This is a genomic window from uncultured Cellulomonas sp. (genome assembly GCF_963527515.1).
GTDB lineage: Bacteria > Actinomycetota > Actinomycetes > Actinomycetales > Cellulomonadaceae > Cellulomonas.
This window is the reverse complement of sequence record NZ_CAURTV010000017.1, coordinates 21,000-38,658: the sequence shown is the minus strand read 5'-3', so window position 1 is coordinate 38,658 and position 17,659 is coordinate 21,000. Positions and strand designations below refer to the sequence as shown.

The 17,659-nt window shown below is 72.8% G+C and carries 18 protein-coding genes; 11 read left to right on the top strand and 7 right to left on the bottom strand.

Annotated elements, in window-relative coordinates; genetic code table 11:
* Positions 1–6 precede the first annotated feature (6 nt).
* Both RYN42_RS07025 and RYN42_RS07020 read right to left on the bottom strand, forming a co-directional pair.
* A complete protein-coding gene (locus RYN42_RS07025) occupies positions 7–342 on the bottom strand; it encodes a YciI family protein (RefSeq protein ID WP_315094922.1) in 336 nt (111 codons plus the stop codon).
* Positions 343–429: 87 nt separating this feature from the next.
* Positions 430–1,356, bottom strand: coding sequence for a DNA-3-methyladenine glycosylase 2 family protein (locus RYN42_RS07020; protein WP_315094920.1), 927 nt, complete (start codon positions 1,354–1,356; stop codon positions 430–432).
* 36 nt (positions 1,357–1,392) lie between these two features.
* On the opposite strand from RYN42_RS07020, the gene RYN42_RS07015 reads away from it, so the two are divergent.
* Positions 1,393–2,277 (top strand): DUF72 domain-containing protein, encoded by an 885-nt coding sequence (locus RYN42_RS07015; protein WP_315094917.1) that lies wholly within the window; start codon positions 1,393–1,395, stop codon positions 2,275–2,277.
* Between the two features lie 290 nt (positions 2,278–2,567).
* Here the strand turns inward: RYN42_RS07015 and RYN42_RS07010 are convergent, their stop codons facing one another.
* Complete coding sequence (locus tag RYN42_RS07010) at positions 2,568–2,936, bottom strand: S4 domain-containing protein (RefSeq protein ID WP_315094916.1); 369 nt, start codon at positions 2,934–2,936, stop codon at positions 2,568–2,570.
* A 395-nt stretch (positions 2,937–3,331) separates the two neighbouring features.
* On the opposite strand from RYN42_RS07010, the gene RYN42_RS07005 reads away from it, so the two are divergent.
* Positions 3,332–4,426, top strand: coding sequence for a GDSL-type esterase/lipase family protein (locus RYN42_RS07005; RefSeq protein ID WP_315094915.1), 1,095 nt, complete (start codon positions 3,332–3,334; stop codon positions 4,424–4,426).
* Between the two features lie 100 nt (positions 4,427–4,526).
* Here RYN42_RS07005 and pgi read toward each other — a convergent pair whose 3' ends face one another.
* On the bottom strand, positions 4,527–6,197 hold the full coding sequence (pgi, locus tag RYN42_RS07000) for a glucose-6-phosphate isomerase (RefSeq protein ID WP_315094914.1): 1,671 nt from the start codon (positions 6,195–6,197) through the stop codon (positions 4,527–4,529).
* A gap of 62 nt (positions 6,198–6,259) precedes the next feature.
* Here pgi and RYN42_RS06995 point away from each other — a divergent pair, with 62 nt between their 5' ends.
* The gene (locus RYN42_RS06995; RefSeq protein ID WP_315094913.1) at positions 6,260–6,580 is read left to right on the top strand and encodes a hypothetical protein; all 321 of its coding nucleotides are present in this window, start codon (positions 6,260–6,262) and stop codon (positions 6,578–6,580) included.
* On the top strand, positions 6,577–7,434 hold the full coding sequence (locus RYN42_RS06990) for a PfkB family carbohydrate kinase (protein ID WP_315094911.1): 858 nt from the start codon (positions 6,577–6,579) through the stop codon (positions 7,432–7,434). The genes RYN42_RS06995 and RYN42_RS06990 overlap by 4 nt, the downstream gene beginning before the upstream one ends.
* Here RYN42_RS06990 and RYN42_RS06985 read toward each other — a convergent pair.
* Positions 7,422–8,468, bottom strand: coding sequence for an LLM class flavin-dependent oxidoreductase (locus RYN42_RS06985; protein ID WP_315094910.1), 1,047 nt, complete (start codon positions 8,466–8,468; stop codon positions 7,422–7,424). The genes RYN42_RS06990 and RYN42_RS06985 overlap by 13 nt on opposite strands.
* Before the next feature lie 156 nt (positions 8,469–8,624).
* Here RYN42_RS06985 and RYN42_RS06980 point away from each other — a divergent pair, with 156 nt between their 5' ends.
* From RYN42_RS06980 to RYN42_RS06950, 7 genes are all read left to right on the top strand, one after another.
* The gene (locus RYN42_RS06980) at positions 8,625–9,800 is read left to right on the top strand and encodes an ROK family transcriptional regulator (protein ID WP_315094908.1); all 1,176 of its coding nucleotides are present in this window, start codon (positions 8,625–8,627) and stop codon (positions 9,798–9,800) included.
* 86 nt (positions 9,801–9,886) lie between these two features.
* A complete protein-coding gene (locus RYN42_RS06975; protein ID WP_315094906.1) occupies positions 9,887–11,215 on the top strand; it encodes an extracellular solute-binding protein in 1,329 nt (442 codons plus the stop codon).
* 169 nt (positions 11,216–11,384) lie between these two features.
* Positions 11,385–12,326 carry a sugar ABC transporter permease gene (locus RYN42_RS06970; protein WP_315094904.1) on the top strand — a complete coding sequence of 314 codons (942 nt, stop codon included), beginning with the start codon at positions 11,385–11,387 and terminating at the stop codon, positions 12,324–12,326.
* Positions 12,323–13,234 carry a carbohydrate ABC transporter permease gene (locus RYN42_RS06965; RefSeq protein ID WP_315094902.1) on the top strand — a complete coding sequence of 304 codons (912 nt, stop codon included), beginning with the start codon at positions 12,323–12,325 and terminating at the stop codon, positions 13,232–13,234. The genes RYN42_RS06970 and RYN42_RS06965 overlap by 4 nt, the downstream gene beginning before the upstream one ends.
* 1 nt (position 13,235) lies before the next feature.
* Positions 13,236–14,234: an ROK family protein gene (locus RYN42_RS06960; protein WP_315094900.1), complete on the top strand. Its 999-nt coding sequence runs from the start codon at positions 13,236–13,238 to the stop codon at positions 14,232–14,234.
* Positions 14,234–15,016, top strand: a complete 783-nt coding sequence (nagB, locus tag RYN42_RS06955; RefSeq protein WP_315094898.1) for a glucosamine-6-phosphate deaminase — start codon at positions 14,234–14,236, stop codon at positions 15,014–15,016. Before RYN42_RS06960 ends, nagB begins: the two co-directional genes overlap by 1 nt.
* Before the next feature lie 68 nt (positions 15,017–15,084).
* Positions 15,085–16,389, top strand: a complete 1,305-nt coding sequence (locus tag RYN42_RS06950) for a hypothetical protein (protein ID WP_315094896.1) — start codon at positions 15,085–15,087, stop codon at positions 16,387–16,389.
* Positions 16,390–16,429: 40 nt separating this feature from the next.
* On the opposite strand, the gene RYN42_RS06945 is transcribed toward RYN42_RS06950, so the two are convergent.
* Both RYN42_RS06945 and RYN42_RS06940 read right to left on the bottom strand, forming a co-directional pair.
* Entirely contained in the window at positions 16,430–17,173 is a 744-nt protein-coding gene (locus RYN42_RS06945; RefSeq protein WP_315094895.1) for a hypothetical protein, read from the bottom strand.
* Positions 17,170–17,562 (bottom strand): PadR family transcriptional regulator, encoded by a 393-nt coding sequence (locus RYN42_RS06940; RefSeq protein ID WP_315094894.1) that lies wholly within the window; start codon positions 17,560–17,562, stop codon positions 17,170–17,172. The genes RYN42_RS06945 and RYN42_RS06940 overlap by 4 nt, the downstream gene beginning before the upstream one ends.
* Between the last annotated feature and the right edge of the window lie 97 nt (positions 17,563–17,659).

Sequence of the window (17,659 nt, the reverse complement as noted above, 5' to 3'; positions counted from 1 at the left end):
GCGCCCTCAGAGCTCGAGGGGCCAGAACGGGCGGACCTCGATGCGGCCGAAGCGGGCCATCGGGTGCGCCGCCGCCCGCTCGAGCGCCTCGTCCAGGTCGGCGCACTCGAGCACGTCGAACCCGGCGATGGTCTCCTGCGTCTCCGCGAACGGGCCGTCCGTCACCAGCAGCTGCCCGGAGCGCACCCGCACCGTGCGGGCATCCTCCACCGGTCGCAGCCTGTCGCCGATCACGCCGAGCCCGCGGCGGTCGTTCTCCGCCACCCAGTCGGCGATGTTGTCGTCCGCGGGACGGTAGGTCTCGGCCGTCGGGTCGTCGCAGACGAGCAGCAGGAAACGCATGGGTCCTCCAGGTGGGTGGTCGAACGGTCCGTCATCTGGTGGACGATCCTGCGAGGCGCAGATCGACACGATCCGCCGAGCAGTCTGTCAGCGCAGGGGTCGGGCGCGTGGCATGCGCGGTCCGAAGCGGGGTGCGCGGGCCGCCTGGGTGAGCTCGATGAGGCGGATCACCCGCTGCCGGTGCCCGGCCCACGGCTCGAGCAGCCGCAGCATGCCGTCGTCGTCGGTACGCCGGCCCGTCAGGGCCCAGCCGACCAGGTGCGCCAGGTGGTAGTCGCCGACGGAGACCGCGTCGGCGTCGCCGAGCGCCCGGGACGCGATCTCGGCGATCGTCCACGGGCCGATGCCCCGGACGGTGAGCAGGCGTCGACGCGCCTCGTCGAGCGGCAGGTCGGCGCCCTCCTGCAACCGGTGGGCCACCACGGCAGCCCGCTGGACCGTGCTCGCCCGCGTCTCCTCCACGCCGGCGTGTCGCCAGTCCCACACCGGCACGGCGCGCCAGCCCGCGGCCGTCGGCGGTACCCGCATGCCCGCGGGGGCCGGTCCCGGAGCAGGCGCGCCGTGCTGCAGGACGAGCCGACGCCAGGCGGCCTTCGCGTCCAGCCCGACCACCTTCTGCTCGAGCACAGCCGGGACCAGCGCCTCCAGCACGTTGCCCGACCGCGGGATGCGCAGGGCCGTCCGTGCGCGGTGCGCCTCACGGACGACCGGGTGCCGCGAGGCGTCGAAACCGGTGGGGTCGTCGCGGGCGCCGAGGAGGTCCGGCACACCCGCCAGCGCACGGTCCGCGCCCGGTCCCCAGGCGGTCGCGTGGATGCCGTCGTTGCGGAGCACCAGGTGCAGGGTGGCGGGACCGTCCGGGGTCGACGTCGCCTGCCAGACCGAGCCGTCGGCCGCGAAGACCCAGGCCGGGTCGCCGCCGCCCCGCCGCAGCGGTGCGAGCGTGAGCCGGACATCGACCCGCTCGCGCGGACGGTAGACGGACGTCAGCCGTCCCTCGTCGCCGGTGCTCACCTCACCACTATGCGTCGTCGCCGACAGACTGGGTGCATGACCATCCGCACCGGCATCTCCGGCTGGCGCTACACGCCGTGGCGCTCGGTGTTCTACCCCAAGGGGCTCGCGCAGCGCCGGGAGCTGGAGTACGCCTCACGCCGGCTGACGTCGATCGAGGTCAACGGCTCGTTCTACTCGCTGCAGCGACCGGAGAGCTACGTGAGCTGGGCGGCGCAGACTCCGGACGACTTCCTCTTCTCGGTCAAGGGCCCGCGGTTCGTCACGCACATGAAGAAGCTGGCCGACGTGCGGGTGCCGGTCGCCAACTTCTTCGCCAGCGGCGTGCTTGCCCTCGGCCCCAAGCTGGGCCCGATCCTGTGGCAGCTGCCCCCGAACCTCGGGTTCCACGCGGACCGGCTCGCCGAGTTCTTCGACCTCCTGCCCCGCACCACCGCCGCCGCCGCGCAGCTGGCCACCGAGCACGACGAGCGCCTGGACGACCGCGCCTGGACCACGACCGACGCCGACCGCCCGCTGCGGCACGTGCTCGAAGTCCGGCACGCCAGCTTCGAGGTGCCCGAGTTCCCCGCGCTGCTGCGGGCGCACGGCATCGGGTCGGTCGTCGCCGACGCCGCCGGCAGGTGGCCGGTGATCGAGGACGTCACGGCCGACGTGGTCTACCTGCGGCTGCACGGGGAGACCGAGCTGTACGCCAGCGGCTACGACGACGACGCCCTCGACCGCTGGGCCGTCAAGGTGCGCGCCTGGGCCGCCGGGGGAGAGCCCGCCGGTGCGCGGCGGCTGGCCGGTCCCGCCGAGCCGGCCGAGGCGCGCGACGTGTTCGTGTACTTCGACAACGACATCAAGGTGCGCGCGCCCTTCGACGCCATGGCGCTCGCGGCGAAGCTGGGGATCAGCCCCCCGCCGCCCGCCCCCTGACACCCCGGCCCTCCGACCCCGGCGACGTCAACCACCGACGCACCCACCCCTCAAACCGCCGACCGACCCGCGAGCCACACCGCCCGCCTCGAGATCGTGACTTCGCGCCGAGATCGTGACTTCGAACGCACGATCTCGGCGCGAAGTGACGATCTCGCGGTGGGCCGTCAGCCGTGGGCGGGGGCGGTGGGCCGTGGGCTGTCGGTGGCGAGCAGCCGGGCAGCAGGGCTCGGCGCCGAGCGGACGCCGCCGGCCGTACCCCGCCGGCCGTACCCCGCCGGGCTGAAGCGTCAGCGGCCCTTGAGGCGCTGGATGAGGCGGCGGTCGCGCTTGGTCGGGCGGCCTGCGCCGCGGTCGCGCTCGCCGGGCACCACGTGCTCCTTGGGCAGCGGCGCGGGGGAGCGGTCCAGGTAGCACGCCACGGCCACCGGGGCGCCGACGCGCTTGATCACCGTGCGCTGCACGACGACGATCCGCTCGCGCTCTCCGCCACGGACGTGCACCTCGTCGCCGGGGACCACCATGGTCGCGGGCTTGGCACGGTCGCCGTTGACGCGCACGTGACCGGCACGGCACGCGGCCGCGGCGGCCGACCGCGTCGGGTACAGCCGCACCGCCCAGGTCCACGCGTCCACGCGCGCCCGCGTCACCTCACCCACCGCCCGAGCCTCTCACGGGCGATCGGCCCGGCGGCGCGCGTCGGACGACGACGCCCGTGGACCCGTCGACGGCCCGTCGACCCGGCGACGGTCCGCCGGACGGCGGCGCCCGCCGACCCGGCGACGCCGGCGGACCCGGCGACGGTCCGCCGACGCGGAGACGGCCCGCTGATCCGGCACTGCCCGGCCGGGCTACAGCCTGCCGGCCCGCGGTTGGACGACGCGGCGAGTACGCAGACTCTGGTGCGGGGTCCGCCGACGTGTCGAAGCGGTTCCGCGGCGAAACGATTCGCCGCGCTCCGCGGGAGACCGCCGACCAGCACCCTGCGAGATGGCGGGCGCGTGCCCGTCCCGGACCGGCTCATCCGCGGTGCGGTTGCGGACGGAGGACCCCGATGACGACCACGCTCGCACGCCGACTGGCCGGCGCCGTCGCCGCGCTGGCCCTGCTGCTGACGGGTGCGCTGGCCCTCGCCGGCCCGACCGTCGCGGCGGATCCCGTACGGATCATGGCGCTCGGCGACTCGATCACCGGGTCACCCGGCTGCTGGCGCGCGCTCCTGTGGCAGAAGCTGCAGCAGAACGGCTACACCGACATCGACATGGTCGGCACCCTGCCGGCGCAGGGCTGCGGGGTGACGCACGACGGCGACAACGAGGGGCACGGCGGCCTCCTGGTGACGAACGTCGCGGCGCAGAACCAGCTGGTCGGATGGTTGGCGTCGACGCACCCCGACGTCGTCGTCATGCACTTCGGCACCAACGACGTGTGGAGCAACCGCAGCACGCAGGACATCCTCGCGGCGTACACGACGCTCGTGCAGCAGATGCGCGCCAGCAAGCCGACCATGAAGATCCTGGTCGCGCAGATCATCCCGGTGGCGCCGCCCACCTGCGCCGAGTGCCCGCAGCGCACCGCCGCACTGAACGCGGCGATCCCCGCGTGGGCGGCCGGTCTGACCACGGCGGCGTCGCCCATCACGGTCGTCGACCAGTGGACGGGATGGAACGCCGCGACCGACACGAGTGACGGCGTGCACCCGAACGACGCAGGCATCGCCAAGCTGGCCGACCGCTGGTACCCGCCGCTCGCGGCCGCACTCTCGGGCACGACGCCGACGAGCACCCCGACGCCGACGAGCACTCCGACGAGCACCCCGACCGTCTCCCCGTCGCCGAGCCCGACCTTCACGATGCCCCCGGCGGGCGGCTGCACGGCGACGTACACCGTCGCGAGCCAGTGGCCCGGCGGTTTCGTCGCCAACGTCCGGGTCAGCGCCCGCCTGCTGCCGATCACCGGCTGGCACGTCACACTGCAGCTGCCGAACGGCACCGTGGCGAACGCGTGGAGCTCGCAGCCGACGACCACCGGCACCAGCACGACGTTCGCCGCGGCGCCCTGGAACGGCTCGATCCCAGCCGGTGGCTACACGGAGTTCGGCTTCCAGGGCACGGGCAACGCGACCCCCGCGGTGATCAGCTGCTGGTAGGCCACCTTCACCGGCTGTCGACGGTGCTCGCGTGAAGACTTCGTCCTGCCTGGTGCGACGAAGTCTTCACGCAAGCCGTTCGGGCTGCGGGCGGGGCGTGTCAGGCGCGGAGCTCCAGGTAGCGGCTGATCAGCGCGCGGGTGGAGGGGTCCTGGGCGTCGAGCGCGGCGGTGTCGCCCTGGACGGCCGGGGCGATCTCGAGCGCCAGCTTCTTGCCCAGCTCGACGCCCCACTGGTCGAACGAGTCGATGCCCCACACGACGCCCTGCACGAAGGTGATGTGCTCGTACAGCGCGATGAGCTGGCCCAGGACGCCCGGGGTGAGGGCCGGTGCGAGGATCGAGGTGGTGGGGCGGTTCCCGGAGAACACCCGGGCGGCCACGATGTCCTCGGCCGTGCCCTCGGCGCGGACCTCGTCGGCGGTCTTGCCGAACGCGAGCGCCTTGGTCTGCGCGAAGAAGTTGGCCAGGAACAGCCCGTGCACGTCGACGCCGCCGTCGGTCAGGGGGTGCGCCGGGTTGGCGACCGCGATGAAGTCGGCCGGGATGAGCCGCGTGCCCTGGTGGATGAGCTGGTAGAACGCGTGCTGGCCGTTGGTGCCGGGCTCGCCCCAGAACACCTCACCGGTCTGCGTGGTGACGGGGGTGCCGTCCCAGCGGACCGACTTGCCGTTGGACTCCATGGTCAGCTGCTGCAGGTACGCGGCGAACCGGTGCAGGTGCTGGGCGTACGGGAGCACCGCGTGGGTGTGCGCGCCGAGGAAGTTGACGTACCAGACGTTGAGCAGGCCCATGAGGACGGGCACGTTCTGCGCGAACGGCGTCGTCGCCACGTGCACGTCCACGGCGTGGAAGCCGGCGAGGAGCTCCCGGAACGCGTTGGGCCCGACGGCGATGGCCAGCGAGGTGCCGATGGTCGAGTCGACCGAGTAGCGGCCGCCCACCCAGTCCCAGAAACCGAACGCGTTGGTGGGGTCGATGCCGAACGCGGCGACCTTGTCCAGGGCGGTGGAGACCGCGACGAAGTGCCGGGCGACGGCGGCGTTGCGGGACTCGTCGTCGTCGGCGGTGCCCAGCTGCTCCCAGAGCCACGCCCGGGCCAGCCGCGCGTTGGTGAGCGTCTCCAGCGTGCCGAACGTCTTGGACGCGACGATGAACAGCGTGGTGGTCGGGTCCAGGCCCGTGACGGTCTCGGCCAGGTCGCTGGGGTCGATGTTCGAGACGAACCGCACCTCGAGCCCGTCCTGCACGTACGGCTTGAGTGCCTCGTAGGCCATGACCGGTCCGAGGTCGGAGCCGCCGATGCCGATGTTGACCACGGTGCGCACCCGCTCGCCGGTGACGCCCGTCCACTCGCCGGAGCGGACCTTGTCCGCGAACGCGAACATCTTGGTGAGCTCGGCCTGCACGTCGGTGTCGATGTCCTGCCCGTCGACCACCAGCGGAGGCTGCGTGCCGGCGGGGCGACGCAGGGCGGTGTGCAGGACGGCGCGGTCCTCGGTGACGTTGATGTGGTCCCCGCGCAGCTGCGCCTGCAGGCGGCCGGCCAGCCCGACCTCGTCGGCGAGCCGGGTGAGCAGTGTGAGCGTCTCGTCGGTGACCAGGTTCTTGGAGAGGTCGACCGTGAGGTCCGCCAGCGGGAGCGTGAGGCGCGCGGCGCGCTCGGGGTCGGCGGCGAACCAGCCGCGCAGGTCAGGCGTCAGGGTGGACTCGTGGACGCTGAGCTCCTGCCAGGCGGCGGTGGTCGTGGCGTCGATCGGCGAGGTGGGCATGACTCCACCGTATTGCCCGGGTGCGACCCCTCGCACAGGGCGTCCGTCCTAGGGTGGCCGACATGTCGCGCACGCCCACGGCCGTCCTCGCCGCGCTCACCCTGGTGCTGGCCTTCGCGGTCGCGCAGCTGACCGACGTCCGAGCGCTGGGGGGTGTCGTCCTCGTCGCGGGCGTCGTGTGGTGCGCGGTCCGCGCCCGTGCGGCCGGCTGGTGGCGGGTGGCGGCGGTGGTCGTGGTGGGTGCCGCGTGCTTCGTCGCGTCCCACCTGCTCGCGGACCTGCTGGGCGCGTGGCCGGCGGTCGCGGTCGCGGCCCTCGTGCTCGGTGCGGCGACGTTCGCGCTGGTCGACCGCCCGGCCGCACGGCTCGCGCCCGTCGCGTGAGCCCGCTCCTGGTCTGCTGCGGCCTCGCGACGCTCGACGTCGTGCAGGTGGTCGACCGCGTGCCGGGGGCCGACGAGAAGGTCGTCGCCCGCAGCGTCGACGTCACCTTCGGGGGACCGGCGGCCAACGCCGCGGCGACGGCGGTCGCGCTCGGCGTCCGCACGGTGCTGGTCACCGCGCTCGGGGTGGGCAGCGTCGCCGACATCGTCCGGGCGGGGCTCGTCGCCGCGGGCGTCGAGGTGGTCGACCTGGCGCCCGGCCCGGGATCACCAGCGGTGTCGACCGTGCTGGTCACGCGGGCCACAGGGGAGCGGGCGGTGGTGTCGGTCAATGCGACCGGCACCGCGGACCTGCGCGAGCCGCCGGCAGACCTGCTCGAGGACGCGACGACGCTGCTCGTCGACGGACACCACCTCCGTGCTGCTCATGTACTGGCACGGGCCGCCCGCGCGCGCGGCATCCCGGTCCTGCTGGACGGCGGCAGCTGGAAGCCGGGGCTGGACCGCCTGTTGGCCCACGTCGACCACGCGGTGCTCTCGGCGGACTTCGCCCTGCCGGGCGGGGGAGGGCTCGAGGACGTGCTGACCCTCGGCCCGAGCCTGGTCGCGCAGTCCGCCGGTAGTGGACCGGTGCGGGTGCTGCGGGTGGGACGCCCTGCGGAGGTCCTGCAGCCGCCGACGGTGGCCGCCGCGGACGTCGTCGACACGCTCGGTGCCGGCGACGTCCTGCACGGGGCGACGGCGGCCGCGCTCGCCACGGGCCAGGACGTCCTCACGGCGCTGCGGGAGGGGGTCGTCCGGGCCAGCGAGTCGGTGCGCCACCGCGGGGCGCTGGGGTGGGTCTACGAGGTGTGACCGAGCGCTTCCCTGACCAGGGGCGCGACCTTCGTCCCCAGCAGCTCGATCGAGCGCAGCGACTCCCTCTGCGGCACCCCGGACAGGTCCATCTGGAACGCCTGCCGGTCGTGGTGCAGCACCTCGTGCAGGGCGACGATCCGCTCCGCGACCTGCTCGGGCTCCCCGATGAAGTACGCGCCGCCAGGTGATGCCTGCGACTCGTACGAGATGCGGTTGGGCATCGGGAACCCGCGCTCCGCGGAGATCCGCCGCATCGACTCCAGCCAGTACGGGTAGAAGTAGTCGCGCGCCGCCTTCCCGTCCTCGGCCACGAACCCCATGCCGGCCACGGACACGAACCGCGACGACGCGTCGTGCCCGGACTGCTCGTGCGCCCGCCGGTAGAGGTCCACCAGGGGAGCGAACTGCGCCGGCTGGCCGCCGATGATCGCGTAGCTGATGGGCAGCCCGAGCACCCCGGCGCGGACCGACGACTGCGGGTTACCGCCCGTCGCGACGGCGATGCGCAGGTGCTCACGGGACGGCCGGGGAAGGACCAGGGCGTCGTCCAGCGCCGGCCGGAACCGCCCCTGCCACGTGATCCGCTCGGCCTCGTCGAGCTGCAGGAGCAGCTGGATCTTCTCGTCGTACAGCGCGTCGTAGTCGTCCAGCGACGCCCCGAACAGGGGGTAGGACTCGATGAACGAACCGCGGCCGGCCAGCAGCTCGACGCGTCCCTCGGAGAGCAGGTCCATCGTCGTGAACTGCTGGTACACCCGCACGGGGTCCTCGGTGGACAGCACGGTCACCGCGCTGCCGACCGTGATCCGGGACGTCTGCGCGAGCGCCGCCGCGATCACCGTCGACGGTGAGGAGATGGCGTAGTCGGGGCGGTGGTGCTCGCCGATCCCCACGTAGTCCAGGCCCACCTCCTCGGCCAGGCGGATGCGTTCGAGCACCTCGCGCAGCCGCTGCCCGGGGGAGACCGTCGCACCGCTGACCGGATCCGGGTGGACGTCGCCGAACGTGTAGAAGCCGAGTTCCATGATCATGCGAACGCATCGACCCGGCGGGCTGTTCCCCGCGTCCGCGCCCGTCGACGGGCCTCGGACGTCCCATGAGTCAACCAGGTGAACGTCGGATCACGATGTGGTCACGGTCACACCGAAGCGTTGACACGGATTTGTAAGGAAGGTCTACTAACAAACGTGACAGCGACCACGCAGCCCCTCGCGGCAGCACACGGAGTCGGTCGGGCCCTGCGTCCGACGGGCAAGGTGCTGCCGGAGCACGCTCGTGCGCACAACAGGTCGCTGGTGCTCGCGCACCTGTTCCACATCGGCCCCGCGTCCCGCGCGGACATCGCCCGCAGCACGGGGCTGACCCGGGTGACCGTCTCCGGGATGGTCGCCGCGCTGATGGCGGAGGGCCTGGTCGAGGAGCTCGGGGTCCGCAGCGAGGGGAAGGTCGGCAAGCCGGCGACGCTCGTCGGGATGCGGACCGAGGCGTTCCAGATCGTCGCCGTGGACCTGACCGACGACACGCACCTGCTGGGCGCCGTGATGACCCTCGTCGGGGCGGTGGTCGTCCGGCGGTCCGTCGCCCTGGAGGGCCGCACGGGCCAGGCCGCGGCCGACCTGCTGGACAGCCTCTGCCGCGAGCTGCTCGACGTGGCCACCCGGCCCGTGATCGGCGTCGGCATCGCCTCCCCGGGCGTCATCGACCTCGACGGCACGGTCGTCCAGGCGCCCAACCGGGGCTGGTACGACCTGCCGCTCGCCGCGCGCCTCACGGAGAGCCTCGGCGTCCCGGTGCACGTCGCCAACGACGCCAACACGCGGGCGCTGGGCGAGTTCACCTACGGCTCCGCGGCCGGCTCCGGCTGCATGGTCCTCACCATCGGCGAGGGCGTCGGTGCCGGCATCGTCGTGGACGGTGCGCTCGTGCTCGGCCGTCACCACGCGGCCGGGGAGATCGGCCACGTCACCGTCGTGGACGGTGACGTGCGCGACGAGCCCCCGCTGGAGTGCGCCTGCGGCCGCACCGGCTGCCTGGAGACCGTGCTGAGCGTCCCGGCCCTGCGCCGCCGGACCGCCGGTCTGACCCCCCAAGAGTCCGACGCCGCCCTGGCGTCGGTCGGACGGCTGCTGGGCATCGCCCTGGCACCCGTCGTGAGTGCGCTCGACCTCGCCGAGGTCCTGCTCTCCGGCCCCCCGGAGCTGCTGGACGGACCTCTGCGCGAGACGGCGCTGGCCACCGTCCGCGCACGCACGATGCCCGTCATCGGGCACGGACTGGCACTGCGGATGGGATCCCTCGACGAGGACGGGGCTCTCGCTGGCGCGGCAGTCCTGGTCCTGTCAGGCCAGCTGGGGGTCTCGTGACGACCCCCAGCCGGCCCACTGCAGGTCGGAAGAACCACCCGGCGGCGCCGATCGGCGCTCGCCTCGCTCACGGGAGGAACCCCAACGTGAAGATCCTACGTTTCGCGGCCGTCGGCGTGGCGGCCGCGCTCACGCTCACCGCTTGTGGCAACGGCGACGACGCCGCTGACACGCCGAGCGAGAGCGCCGGCACGCCCGAGGCCGCCACGATCAAGCTGTGGCTCAACGGCACGGACACCCCCGACGCCCTGCGCGAGTACCTCACGACGACCTTCGAGTCGGAGAACCCCGGCTCGAAGCTCGTCATCGAGGAGCAGGACTGGAGCGGCCTCGTGCCGCGTCTCCAGACCGCGCTGGGCTCGGCCGACCAGACGCCCGACGTCGTGGAGATCGGCAACACGCAGTCGCCGACGTTCACCTACGCCGGCGCGTTCGCCGACATCTCCGACATGTACGAGGAGCTCGGCGGCGAGAAGCTGCTCACCGGCTTCGTCGACGCCGGCAGCGCGGACGGCAAGTTCTACGCCGCCCCGTACTACTCCGGTGCACGTGCGGTCTTCTACAACAAGGACGCGTTCGCCGCCGCCGGCGTCGAGGTGCCCACCACGCTCGCCGAGTTCACCGAGGTCGCCAAGAAGCTGCAGTCGGACACCCAGTCCGGCTTCTGGTTCCCCGGCCAGGACTGGTACAACGGCGCCGCCTGGATCTACACCAACGGCGGTGACCTCGCGGTCAAGGACGGCGACGCCTGGAAGGGCGCCCTGTCCAGCCCGGAGTCGATCAAGGGCCTCGAGGAGGTCCAGGACCTGTTCGCCACCGCGACCAACGCGCCGGCCGACAGCGACTCGAACGAGCCGTGGGTGCCGTTCAACGCCGGCCAGTCGGCCATGTTCTCGGCGCCCACCTGGGCACGCTGGAGCATCGACCTGCCCGCCTGCAACAAGGCCGTCGACCCGGACGACACGTCCGACGAGGCCAAGGCGCTGCGGGGCGAGCAGCAGGCCTGCAACGAGGAGCACACCGGCGTCTTCCCGCTGCCGGGCCTCGAGGAGGGCTCCTACGCCAACGGCTTCGCGGGCGGCTCGAACATCGCCGTCGCCGCGAAGTCCAAGCACCCGGAGCTCGCCAAGAGCCTCGTGCGGATCATCTTCACGGAGGAGTTCCAGAACATGCTCGGCGCCAACGGCCTGATCCCGGGCAACAGCGCCTACACGGCCTCGATGGGTGACGACGTGTACGCCCAGGCGGCCGTCGCCGCTGCGCTCAACGCCAAGCTCACCCCGGCGGCCGAGAAGTGGGCCGACGTCGAGGGCGACCGCATCCTGGAGGACTTCTTCCAGAAGCTCGCCACCGGTGCGGACGTCACGGAGGCTGCCGCTGCGACGGACCAGCTCCTCGAGGACGCGCTGAACTGATCACGGCTCCGGCCGGCCGCTGTCCGCAGCGGCCGGCCGGGTCCCGCACTGCACACCGCTCGACGGTCACGGTTCGCCCGATCCTCGATCGGCGGACCAGCTGATCCGGGCACGACCGGGCCTGCTCACGCGGGCCGGTCCGGTCGTGCCACCAGACAGGAGCACCCCCATGGCAGCCACTGCCCCCCCGCTGCAGCAGGACGACGTCAGCGTCGTCTTCCCGCGCCGACGCCGCCGCCAGCTCGGCGTGTACGGCCTGCTCGTCCCCGCCGCCGTCCTCATGGCGGTCGCGCTGGGCTACCCCCTGGTCCGCCAGTTCGTCATCTCCTTCCAGGAGTACGGCCTGCGCCAGCAGTTCGGCCAGCCCGCCGAGTGGGTGGGCCTGCAGAACTACACCGAGCTGCTCACCGACACCTACGTGTGGACCGTCATCGGTCGCTCGATCGCGTTCTGCCTGGTCAACGCCGCGGTGACCATGCTGGTCGGGGTGGCGTTCGCGGTCCTGATGTCCCGGATCGGCCGGGGCGCGCGCCTCACGCTCCAGGTGGCGCTGCTCCTGGCGTGGGGCACCCCGGTGCTCGCGTCGATGACGGTGTGGCAGTGGCTGTTCGACTCGCAGTACGGCGTCATCAACTGGGTGCTGGCCAACGTGTTCGGCATCGACGACATGGCCGGGCACTCCTGGATCATCCAGCCGCTGTCGTTCTACCTGGTGGCGACGGTCATCGTCGTGTGGATGTCCGTGCCGTTCGTGGCGTTCTCCATCTACGCGGGCCTGCTCCAGGTGCCCGAGGAGACGATGGAGGCCGCCCAGCTGGACGGTGCCTCGCCCCGCCAGCGGTTCTGGAACATCACGATCCCCATGATCCGGCCCGTCCTGTCGATCGTCCTGCTGCTGCAGGTGATCTGGGACTTCAAGGTGTTCACACAGATCTACGTGCTCCAGCGCGCGGGCGCCCCGACCCGCGAGACGAACCTGCTGGGCACCCTCATCTACTCCTACGCCAGCGAGTTCTCCAAGGCCGGTGCGCTCGCCACGATCATGCTGGTCATCACGCTCGCCCTTACCGGTTTCTACATCCGGCAGATGCTGAAGGAGGACGAGCTGTGAGCGCGCTCGCCACACCCGCCCCTCCCACGGTCGCCGCGACACCGGGCAGGCCCACGAGGTCCTCCGAGGCGGGCCGTGCGCAGTCCCGCGGTGGTCGCCGCGCCCTCGGCGTGCTGGCCGTCGCGCTGTCGGTCCTGTGGGTGTTCCCCATCTACTGGATGATCAACAGCGCGTTCCTGCCGCTGAACCGGCTGCAGACGCCGACGCCGACGTTCTTCCCGGTCGAGGGGACGCTGTCCAACTTCCGGCGCGTGATCGACGACCCGAGCTTCTGGACGTCGATGCGCGTGTCACTGGCGGTCGTGGCGATCGTGCTGGTGGCGGCCCTGGTCTTCGCGTTCCTGGCGGCCCTCGCGGTGAGCCGGTTCCGGTTCCGCGGACGCAAGGGCTTCATCCTGACCATCCTGATCGTGCAGATGATCCCGGCCGAGGGTCTGTTCATCTCGCAGTACCAGATGCTCGACGGCTGGAACCTGGTGAACAAGGTGGCCGGTCTGGCGCTGGTCTACACCGCGGCGATCCTGCCCTTCACCATCTGGATGCTGCGCGGCTTCGTGGCCGGCGTGCCCATCGAGCTGGAGGAGGCCGGGATGGTCGACGGACTGTCGCGCACCGGCGCCTTCTTCCGCATCACGTTCCCGCTGCTGGCTCCCGGACTGGTCGCCGCCGGAGTGTTCGGGTTCCTGCAGGCCTGGAACGAGTACACCCTTGCCCTGGTGGTGATGACCGACCCCGGCCAGCGCACCCTCCCGCTGTGGCTGCAGGGCCTGGTCGAGTCCAACCGGGCCACCGACTGGGGAGTCGTCATGGCGGGCTCCGCGGTCATCGCGATCCCCGTGATCGTGTTCTTCCTGTTCGTGCAGAACAAGATGACGTCCGGGCTCGTCGCGGGTGCGGTGAAGGGCTGACGTGGACGCGCAGGGGATACCGACGCCGCACGAGCGGTCGTCGGACGGGGGCACGCGGCAGTGGTCGGTCGGGCTGGACGTCGGCGGCACCAAGGTGCTGGGCGTGCTTCTCGACGCCGACGGCGTGGTGCGCCACCAGCTGAGGTCCGCCACGGTCGGTGGGGCCGACGGCGTGGTCGAGACCGCCGTCGCGGTCGTCGAGGAGCTGGCTGCCGGCGCTGGGATCCCGGTGGTCGCGCTGGCCGGGGTGGGCATCGGCCTGCCCGGCGTGGTCGATCCCACCGACGGCACCGTCGAGCACGCGGTCAACCTCGGCATCGAGGAGCGGCTGCCCCTGGCGGCGCGCGTCGCCGAGCGGCTCGGCGTGCGCGTCCGCGTGGAGAACGACCTCACGGTGGCCGTGGTGGGCGCCGCCCACACAGTCGACGGCGAGCACGCCGCGACCGACGAGGACGTGGTGCACGACCTCGCGTTCCTCGCGCTGGGCACGGGCCTTGCTGCCGGGCTGCTGCTCGAGGGTCGGCTGCGGCGCGGCTCGACCGGGGGAGCGGGGGAGATCGGTCACCTGACGCTCGTGCCCGACGGGCTGCCGTGCAAGTGCGGGCAGCTGGGGTGCCTCGAGCAGTACGCGTCCGGGTCCGCCCTGGACGCCGCGTGGCCCAGCCGGTACGGCCGTCCCGCACCCGAGGAGCTGTTCGCGGCGGCGGAGGCGGGCGACCCGCGCGCGATCGAGATCCGCGACCAGTTCGCCTGGGCCGTCGCCGCGGCGGTCCGCATCCTGGTGCTGACCTGCGACGTCGAGCTCGTCGTCATCGGCGGAGGGGTGAGCGCGCTCGGGCAGCCGCTCCTGCGGGCGGTCACCGCGCAGCTCGAGCGCGAGGCGCAGGCGTCGCCGTTCCTCGCGTCGATGGGTCTGGCCCGCCGCGTGAGCCTCGCGCCGGCGGACGTTCCGGTGGGCGCCGTCGGCGCCGCACTGCTGGGCAGAGGGGAGTACGTCTGATGGAGGTCGTCATCGCGCCAGGGCGCGAGTTGGGCCGGTTGGCTGCCGACGCGATCGAGCAGCTGGTGCGCGCGCAGCCGGACGCGGTCCTGGGGCTCGCCACCGGGTCCAGCCCGCTCGCGGTCTACGACGAGCTGGCCCGCCGGCACGCCGAGGGGGGCCTCTCGTTCGCCCGCACCCGCGCGTTCATGCTCGACGAGTACGTCGGCCTCCCCGCGGAGCACCCGGAGCGGTACCGCAACGTCATCGAGAAGGACCTCGTGTCGCGGGTGGACTTCGCGCCCGGGGCGGTGCGGGGGCCCGACGGTCTGGCCGAGGACCTCGTCGCGGCGTGCGCGGACTACGAGGACGCGATCGCGTCCGTGGGCGGCGTCGACCTGCAGGTCCTCGGCATCGGGACCGACGGGCACGTCGCCTTCAACGAGCCGGGCTCCTCGCTGGCGTCGCGGACCCGGATCAAGACGCTCACCCGGCAGACGCGCGAGGACAACGCCCGGTTCTTCGGCGGCGACGTCGACCAGGTCCCGCAGCACGTCCTGACGCAGGGCCTGGCGACGATCATGTCCGCCCGCCACCTGGTCCTGGTGGCCACCGGCAAGGGCAAGGCCGAGGCGGTGCACCAGCTGGTCGAGGGCCCGGTGAGCGCGATGTGGCCGGGGACGGTTCTGCAGCACCACCCGCACGTCACGGTGCTCGTCGACGAGGCGGCGGCCAGCCGGCTGCAGCTGGCCGCCTACTACCGGGAGACGTTCGCGTCCAAGCCGGCCTGGCAAGGCCTCTGAGCGACGCCGGTGGTCCATGCCCGGCGCGGACACCGGGTGAAACCCGCAGCACGCGCTGGATGTGCGGTATGTCCGGTGCCACCCTCGAGGTGACGCCGACCGAGGACGGCCGACGCGTGCAGGTGGGGGCCCGCATGAACGGCGCAGGCACGTTGTCGATAGGTCGCGTCGGGCGGGTCGTCGCCCTGGTCGCTGCCGGTGCGCTGGTGCTCGCAGCCGCGCCCGCTGCGTCGTCGGCGGCGGCCCCGGACACCGCTCCCGAGGGCTCGGCCGAGCAGCTCGGGTCGACGTCGAGGGGGCTGACGTACCCTCGGCCGACCGAGCTGGGCGGGCCCGGCATGGGGACCGACTACACGCCGGTGGCCGTCACGGACTCCGGCGTGGTCGTGGGTGGTGCAATCCACGAGGGGAGCATGTCCGCGTTCCGGTGGCGTGACGGCCTCACCGAGGTGCTGACCGGGTACAGCTGGAGCCAACCGTGGGCCGTGAACGAGGCCGGCCAGGTCCTCCTCAATGTCAGTGTGGACAACGCCTCGCGCCCGTTCGTGTGGGAGGTGGACGGTGAGGCCGTCGACATCCTCGGGCCGGGACGCAGCGGCGGAGCCGGCGGGATCAACGACCACGGTGTGGCCGCGGTGACCATCGTGCCGTCGGGCGTCGGCGAGGTGGAGTCGGTCGCGACCTGGGACGACGGCGTGCTTCGCACGCTCAGCTCGCCAGGTGTCCCGTCGAGCAGCGCCACGGGCGACGCGATCAACAACCGGGGCGAGGTCGCCGGGTCCACGTGGGTCGACGGGCTGCCCCGGGCGGTCGTCTGGCGGGATGGTGCCGTGACCGCGTTGGAGCTCCCCGGCGGCTCGGGGAGTATCGGGCTCAGCATCAACGAGCGAGGTCAGGTGCTCGTCGCGCTGCTCGACGACCGCTTCGGGGTGTGGGAGGCGGACGGCCGGTTCCGGGAGCTCAGCGCGGGGTTCACGCCCATCGAGCTCGACGACCGTGGCGTCGTCACCGGGTTCCTCAGGTCGCCGCCGATGACGGGCAATCCGGTCCCTGCGGTGGCCCACGACCGCGGTGTCGTGCGTCTGCCCGCCTTCAGCGGGGGCATCGGTGAGCCGCTTGGGACGAGTGATCGGGGCATCCACGTCGGCTGGACCGGGCGGACGGGCGACCCTGTCATCCGCCCGACTGCCTGGCTGTGGGGGCTGCCCGTGCGGCTGGGGACGAGCCTCTCCTCGGCGGAGGGCCCGTTCAGCGGCGGCAGGGCGATCGACGTCAACCGCCACGGCCTGGTCGTCGGCTACCTCATCTACGACGACGGGGGATACACAGGACAGCAGCATGCGGTCCTGTGGGATCTTCGTCCGAAGCACTGAGCAACCCGTTCACGCCGGGCGTGGCAGGGTCTCTGAGCCGTCAGGGGAGCAGGGCGTCCGCCGCGAGCAGGAACGCGACGCCGACCACCGTGAAGCCGGGGAGCACCCACGCGGCCAGCACGTCCGCGCGCATGTTGCGGCGGCGGACCTGTGCCGGGTCCTCGCCCGGCGCGCTCACCACGTCCGCGGTCGGCCGCCGGCGCGCGCGCACGGTTCCCGCGACCGCGTCGCCGACGAGCAGGAGCCCGCCGAGGGGGAGGGCGACGACGTCCGGAACGGTGGCGACAGGCACCGTGAGCAGCAGCCCGAGCGCGACGACGAGCGCGAGGGTCGTCGCGACGACGGCGGCCGGTGCGACGAGACGCCGCCACCCGGCGGAGGTCGAGCGTCCGACGGCCCGGACCACCACGACGCTCGCGCCGAGCATGAGCGGCAGCCCGAGCAGCCAGCCGGCCGTGAGGGGGAGGTCGGGGCCGTCCTCGACCAGGCAGGCCAGGACGAGCACCAGCCCGAGGAAGCCGGGGAGGGCGCGGCCGACGCTGCCGAGGTCCTCGCGCAGCCCAGGTCGGTCCTCACCCGTGCTCGTCGTGAGGCTCTCGGCGTAGGCGGCGGGGTCTCCGAACGCGGCGCGCGCGTCAAGACCGCTGTCGGCGCAGAACTCCTCGACCTCGGCGAGGACCTCGCCGATCCGGGCGCCCGGCACGTCGCGCACCCGCAGGGCGAGCACGAGCTCGTCCCGCCAGGCGGGGGGGATCGTCGGGCTCGTGCGCTGCGTGTCGCTCATGGTGCGGTCCTCGTGGTGGTGGGCGGGCGCTCGGACGAGGTCGTGGCTGTGTCTGTGGGCGTCGGGTCGACGATCGCGACCGTGCGGTGGGCGAAGTCCCGCCACGCGGTGCCGCGGTGTGCGAGCTCGGAGCGGCCGGTGGGGGTGAGCGTGAAGTACTTGCGGCCCGGGCCACCGACCCCGGGCTGCCACTGCGTGGTCACCAGCCCGGCCTGCTCGAGCCGGACCAGCAGGGGGTAGAGGGTGCCACCCTTGACGGCGCCGAGCCCGAGCTCGTCGAGGCGGGCGGTGATGGCGTAGCCGTAGGTGGTGCCCTCCGCCAGGACCGCCAGGACGCACAGGTCGAGGACGCCGCGCAGCCACTCGCCGGGCCAGGGATCGGTGGTCACGGACTAGATGGTAGGACCGACTAGTGTGCCTGTCTATGTAGCCGTCGGGGCCTTGGACGCGCTCCGCCCGTGTCGCACCCCGCACGTACACTCGTCG

What these genes read in the sequence shown, in the direction of transcription:
- RYN42_RS07025 (WP_315094922.1), bottom strand. Translation starts at nt 342, where the DNA reads ATGCGTTTCCTGCTGCTCGTCTGCGACGACCCGACGGCCGAGACCTAC.
- RYN42_RS07015 (WP_315094917.1), top strand. Translation starts at nt 1,393, where the DNA reads ATGACCATCCGCACCGGCATCTCCGGCTGGCGCTACACGCCGTGGCGC.
- RYN42_RS07005 (WP_315094915.1), top strand. Translation starts at nt 3,332, where the DNA reads ATGACGACCACGCTCGCACGCCGACTGGCCGGCGCCGTCGCCGCGCTG.
- pgi (WP_315094914.1), bottom strand. Translation starts at nt 6,197, where the DNA reads ATGCCCACCTCGCCGATCGACGCCACGACCACCGCCGCCTGGCAGGAG.
- RYN42_RS06995 (WP_315094913.1), top strand. Translation starts at nt 6,260, where the DNA reads ATGTCGCGCACGCCCACGGCCGTCCTCGCCGCGCTCACCCTGGTGCTG.
- RYN42_RS06985 (WP_315094910.1), bottom strand. Translation starts at nt 8,468, where the DNA reads ATGATCATGGAACTCGGCTTCTACACGTTCGGCGACGTCCACCCGGAT.
- RYN42_RS06970 (WP_315094904.1), top strand. Translation starts at nt 11,385, where the DNA reads ATGGCAGCCACTGCCCCCCCGCTGCAGCAGGACGACGTCAGCGTCGTC.
- nagB (WP_315094898.1), top strand. Translation starts at nt 14,234, where the DNA reads ATGGAGGTCGTCATCGCGCCAGGGCGCGAGTTGGGCCGGTTGGCTGCC.
- RYN42_RS06950 (WP_315094896.1), top strand. Translation starts at nt 15,085, where the DNA reads ATGTCCGGTGCCACCCTCGAGGTGACGCCGACCGAGGACGGCCGACGC.
- RYN42_RS06945 (WP_315094895.1), bottom strand. Translation starts at nt 17,173, where the DNA reads ATGAGCGACACGCAGCGCACGAGCCCGACGATCCCCCCCGCCTGGCGG.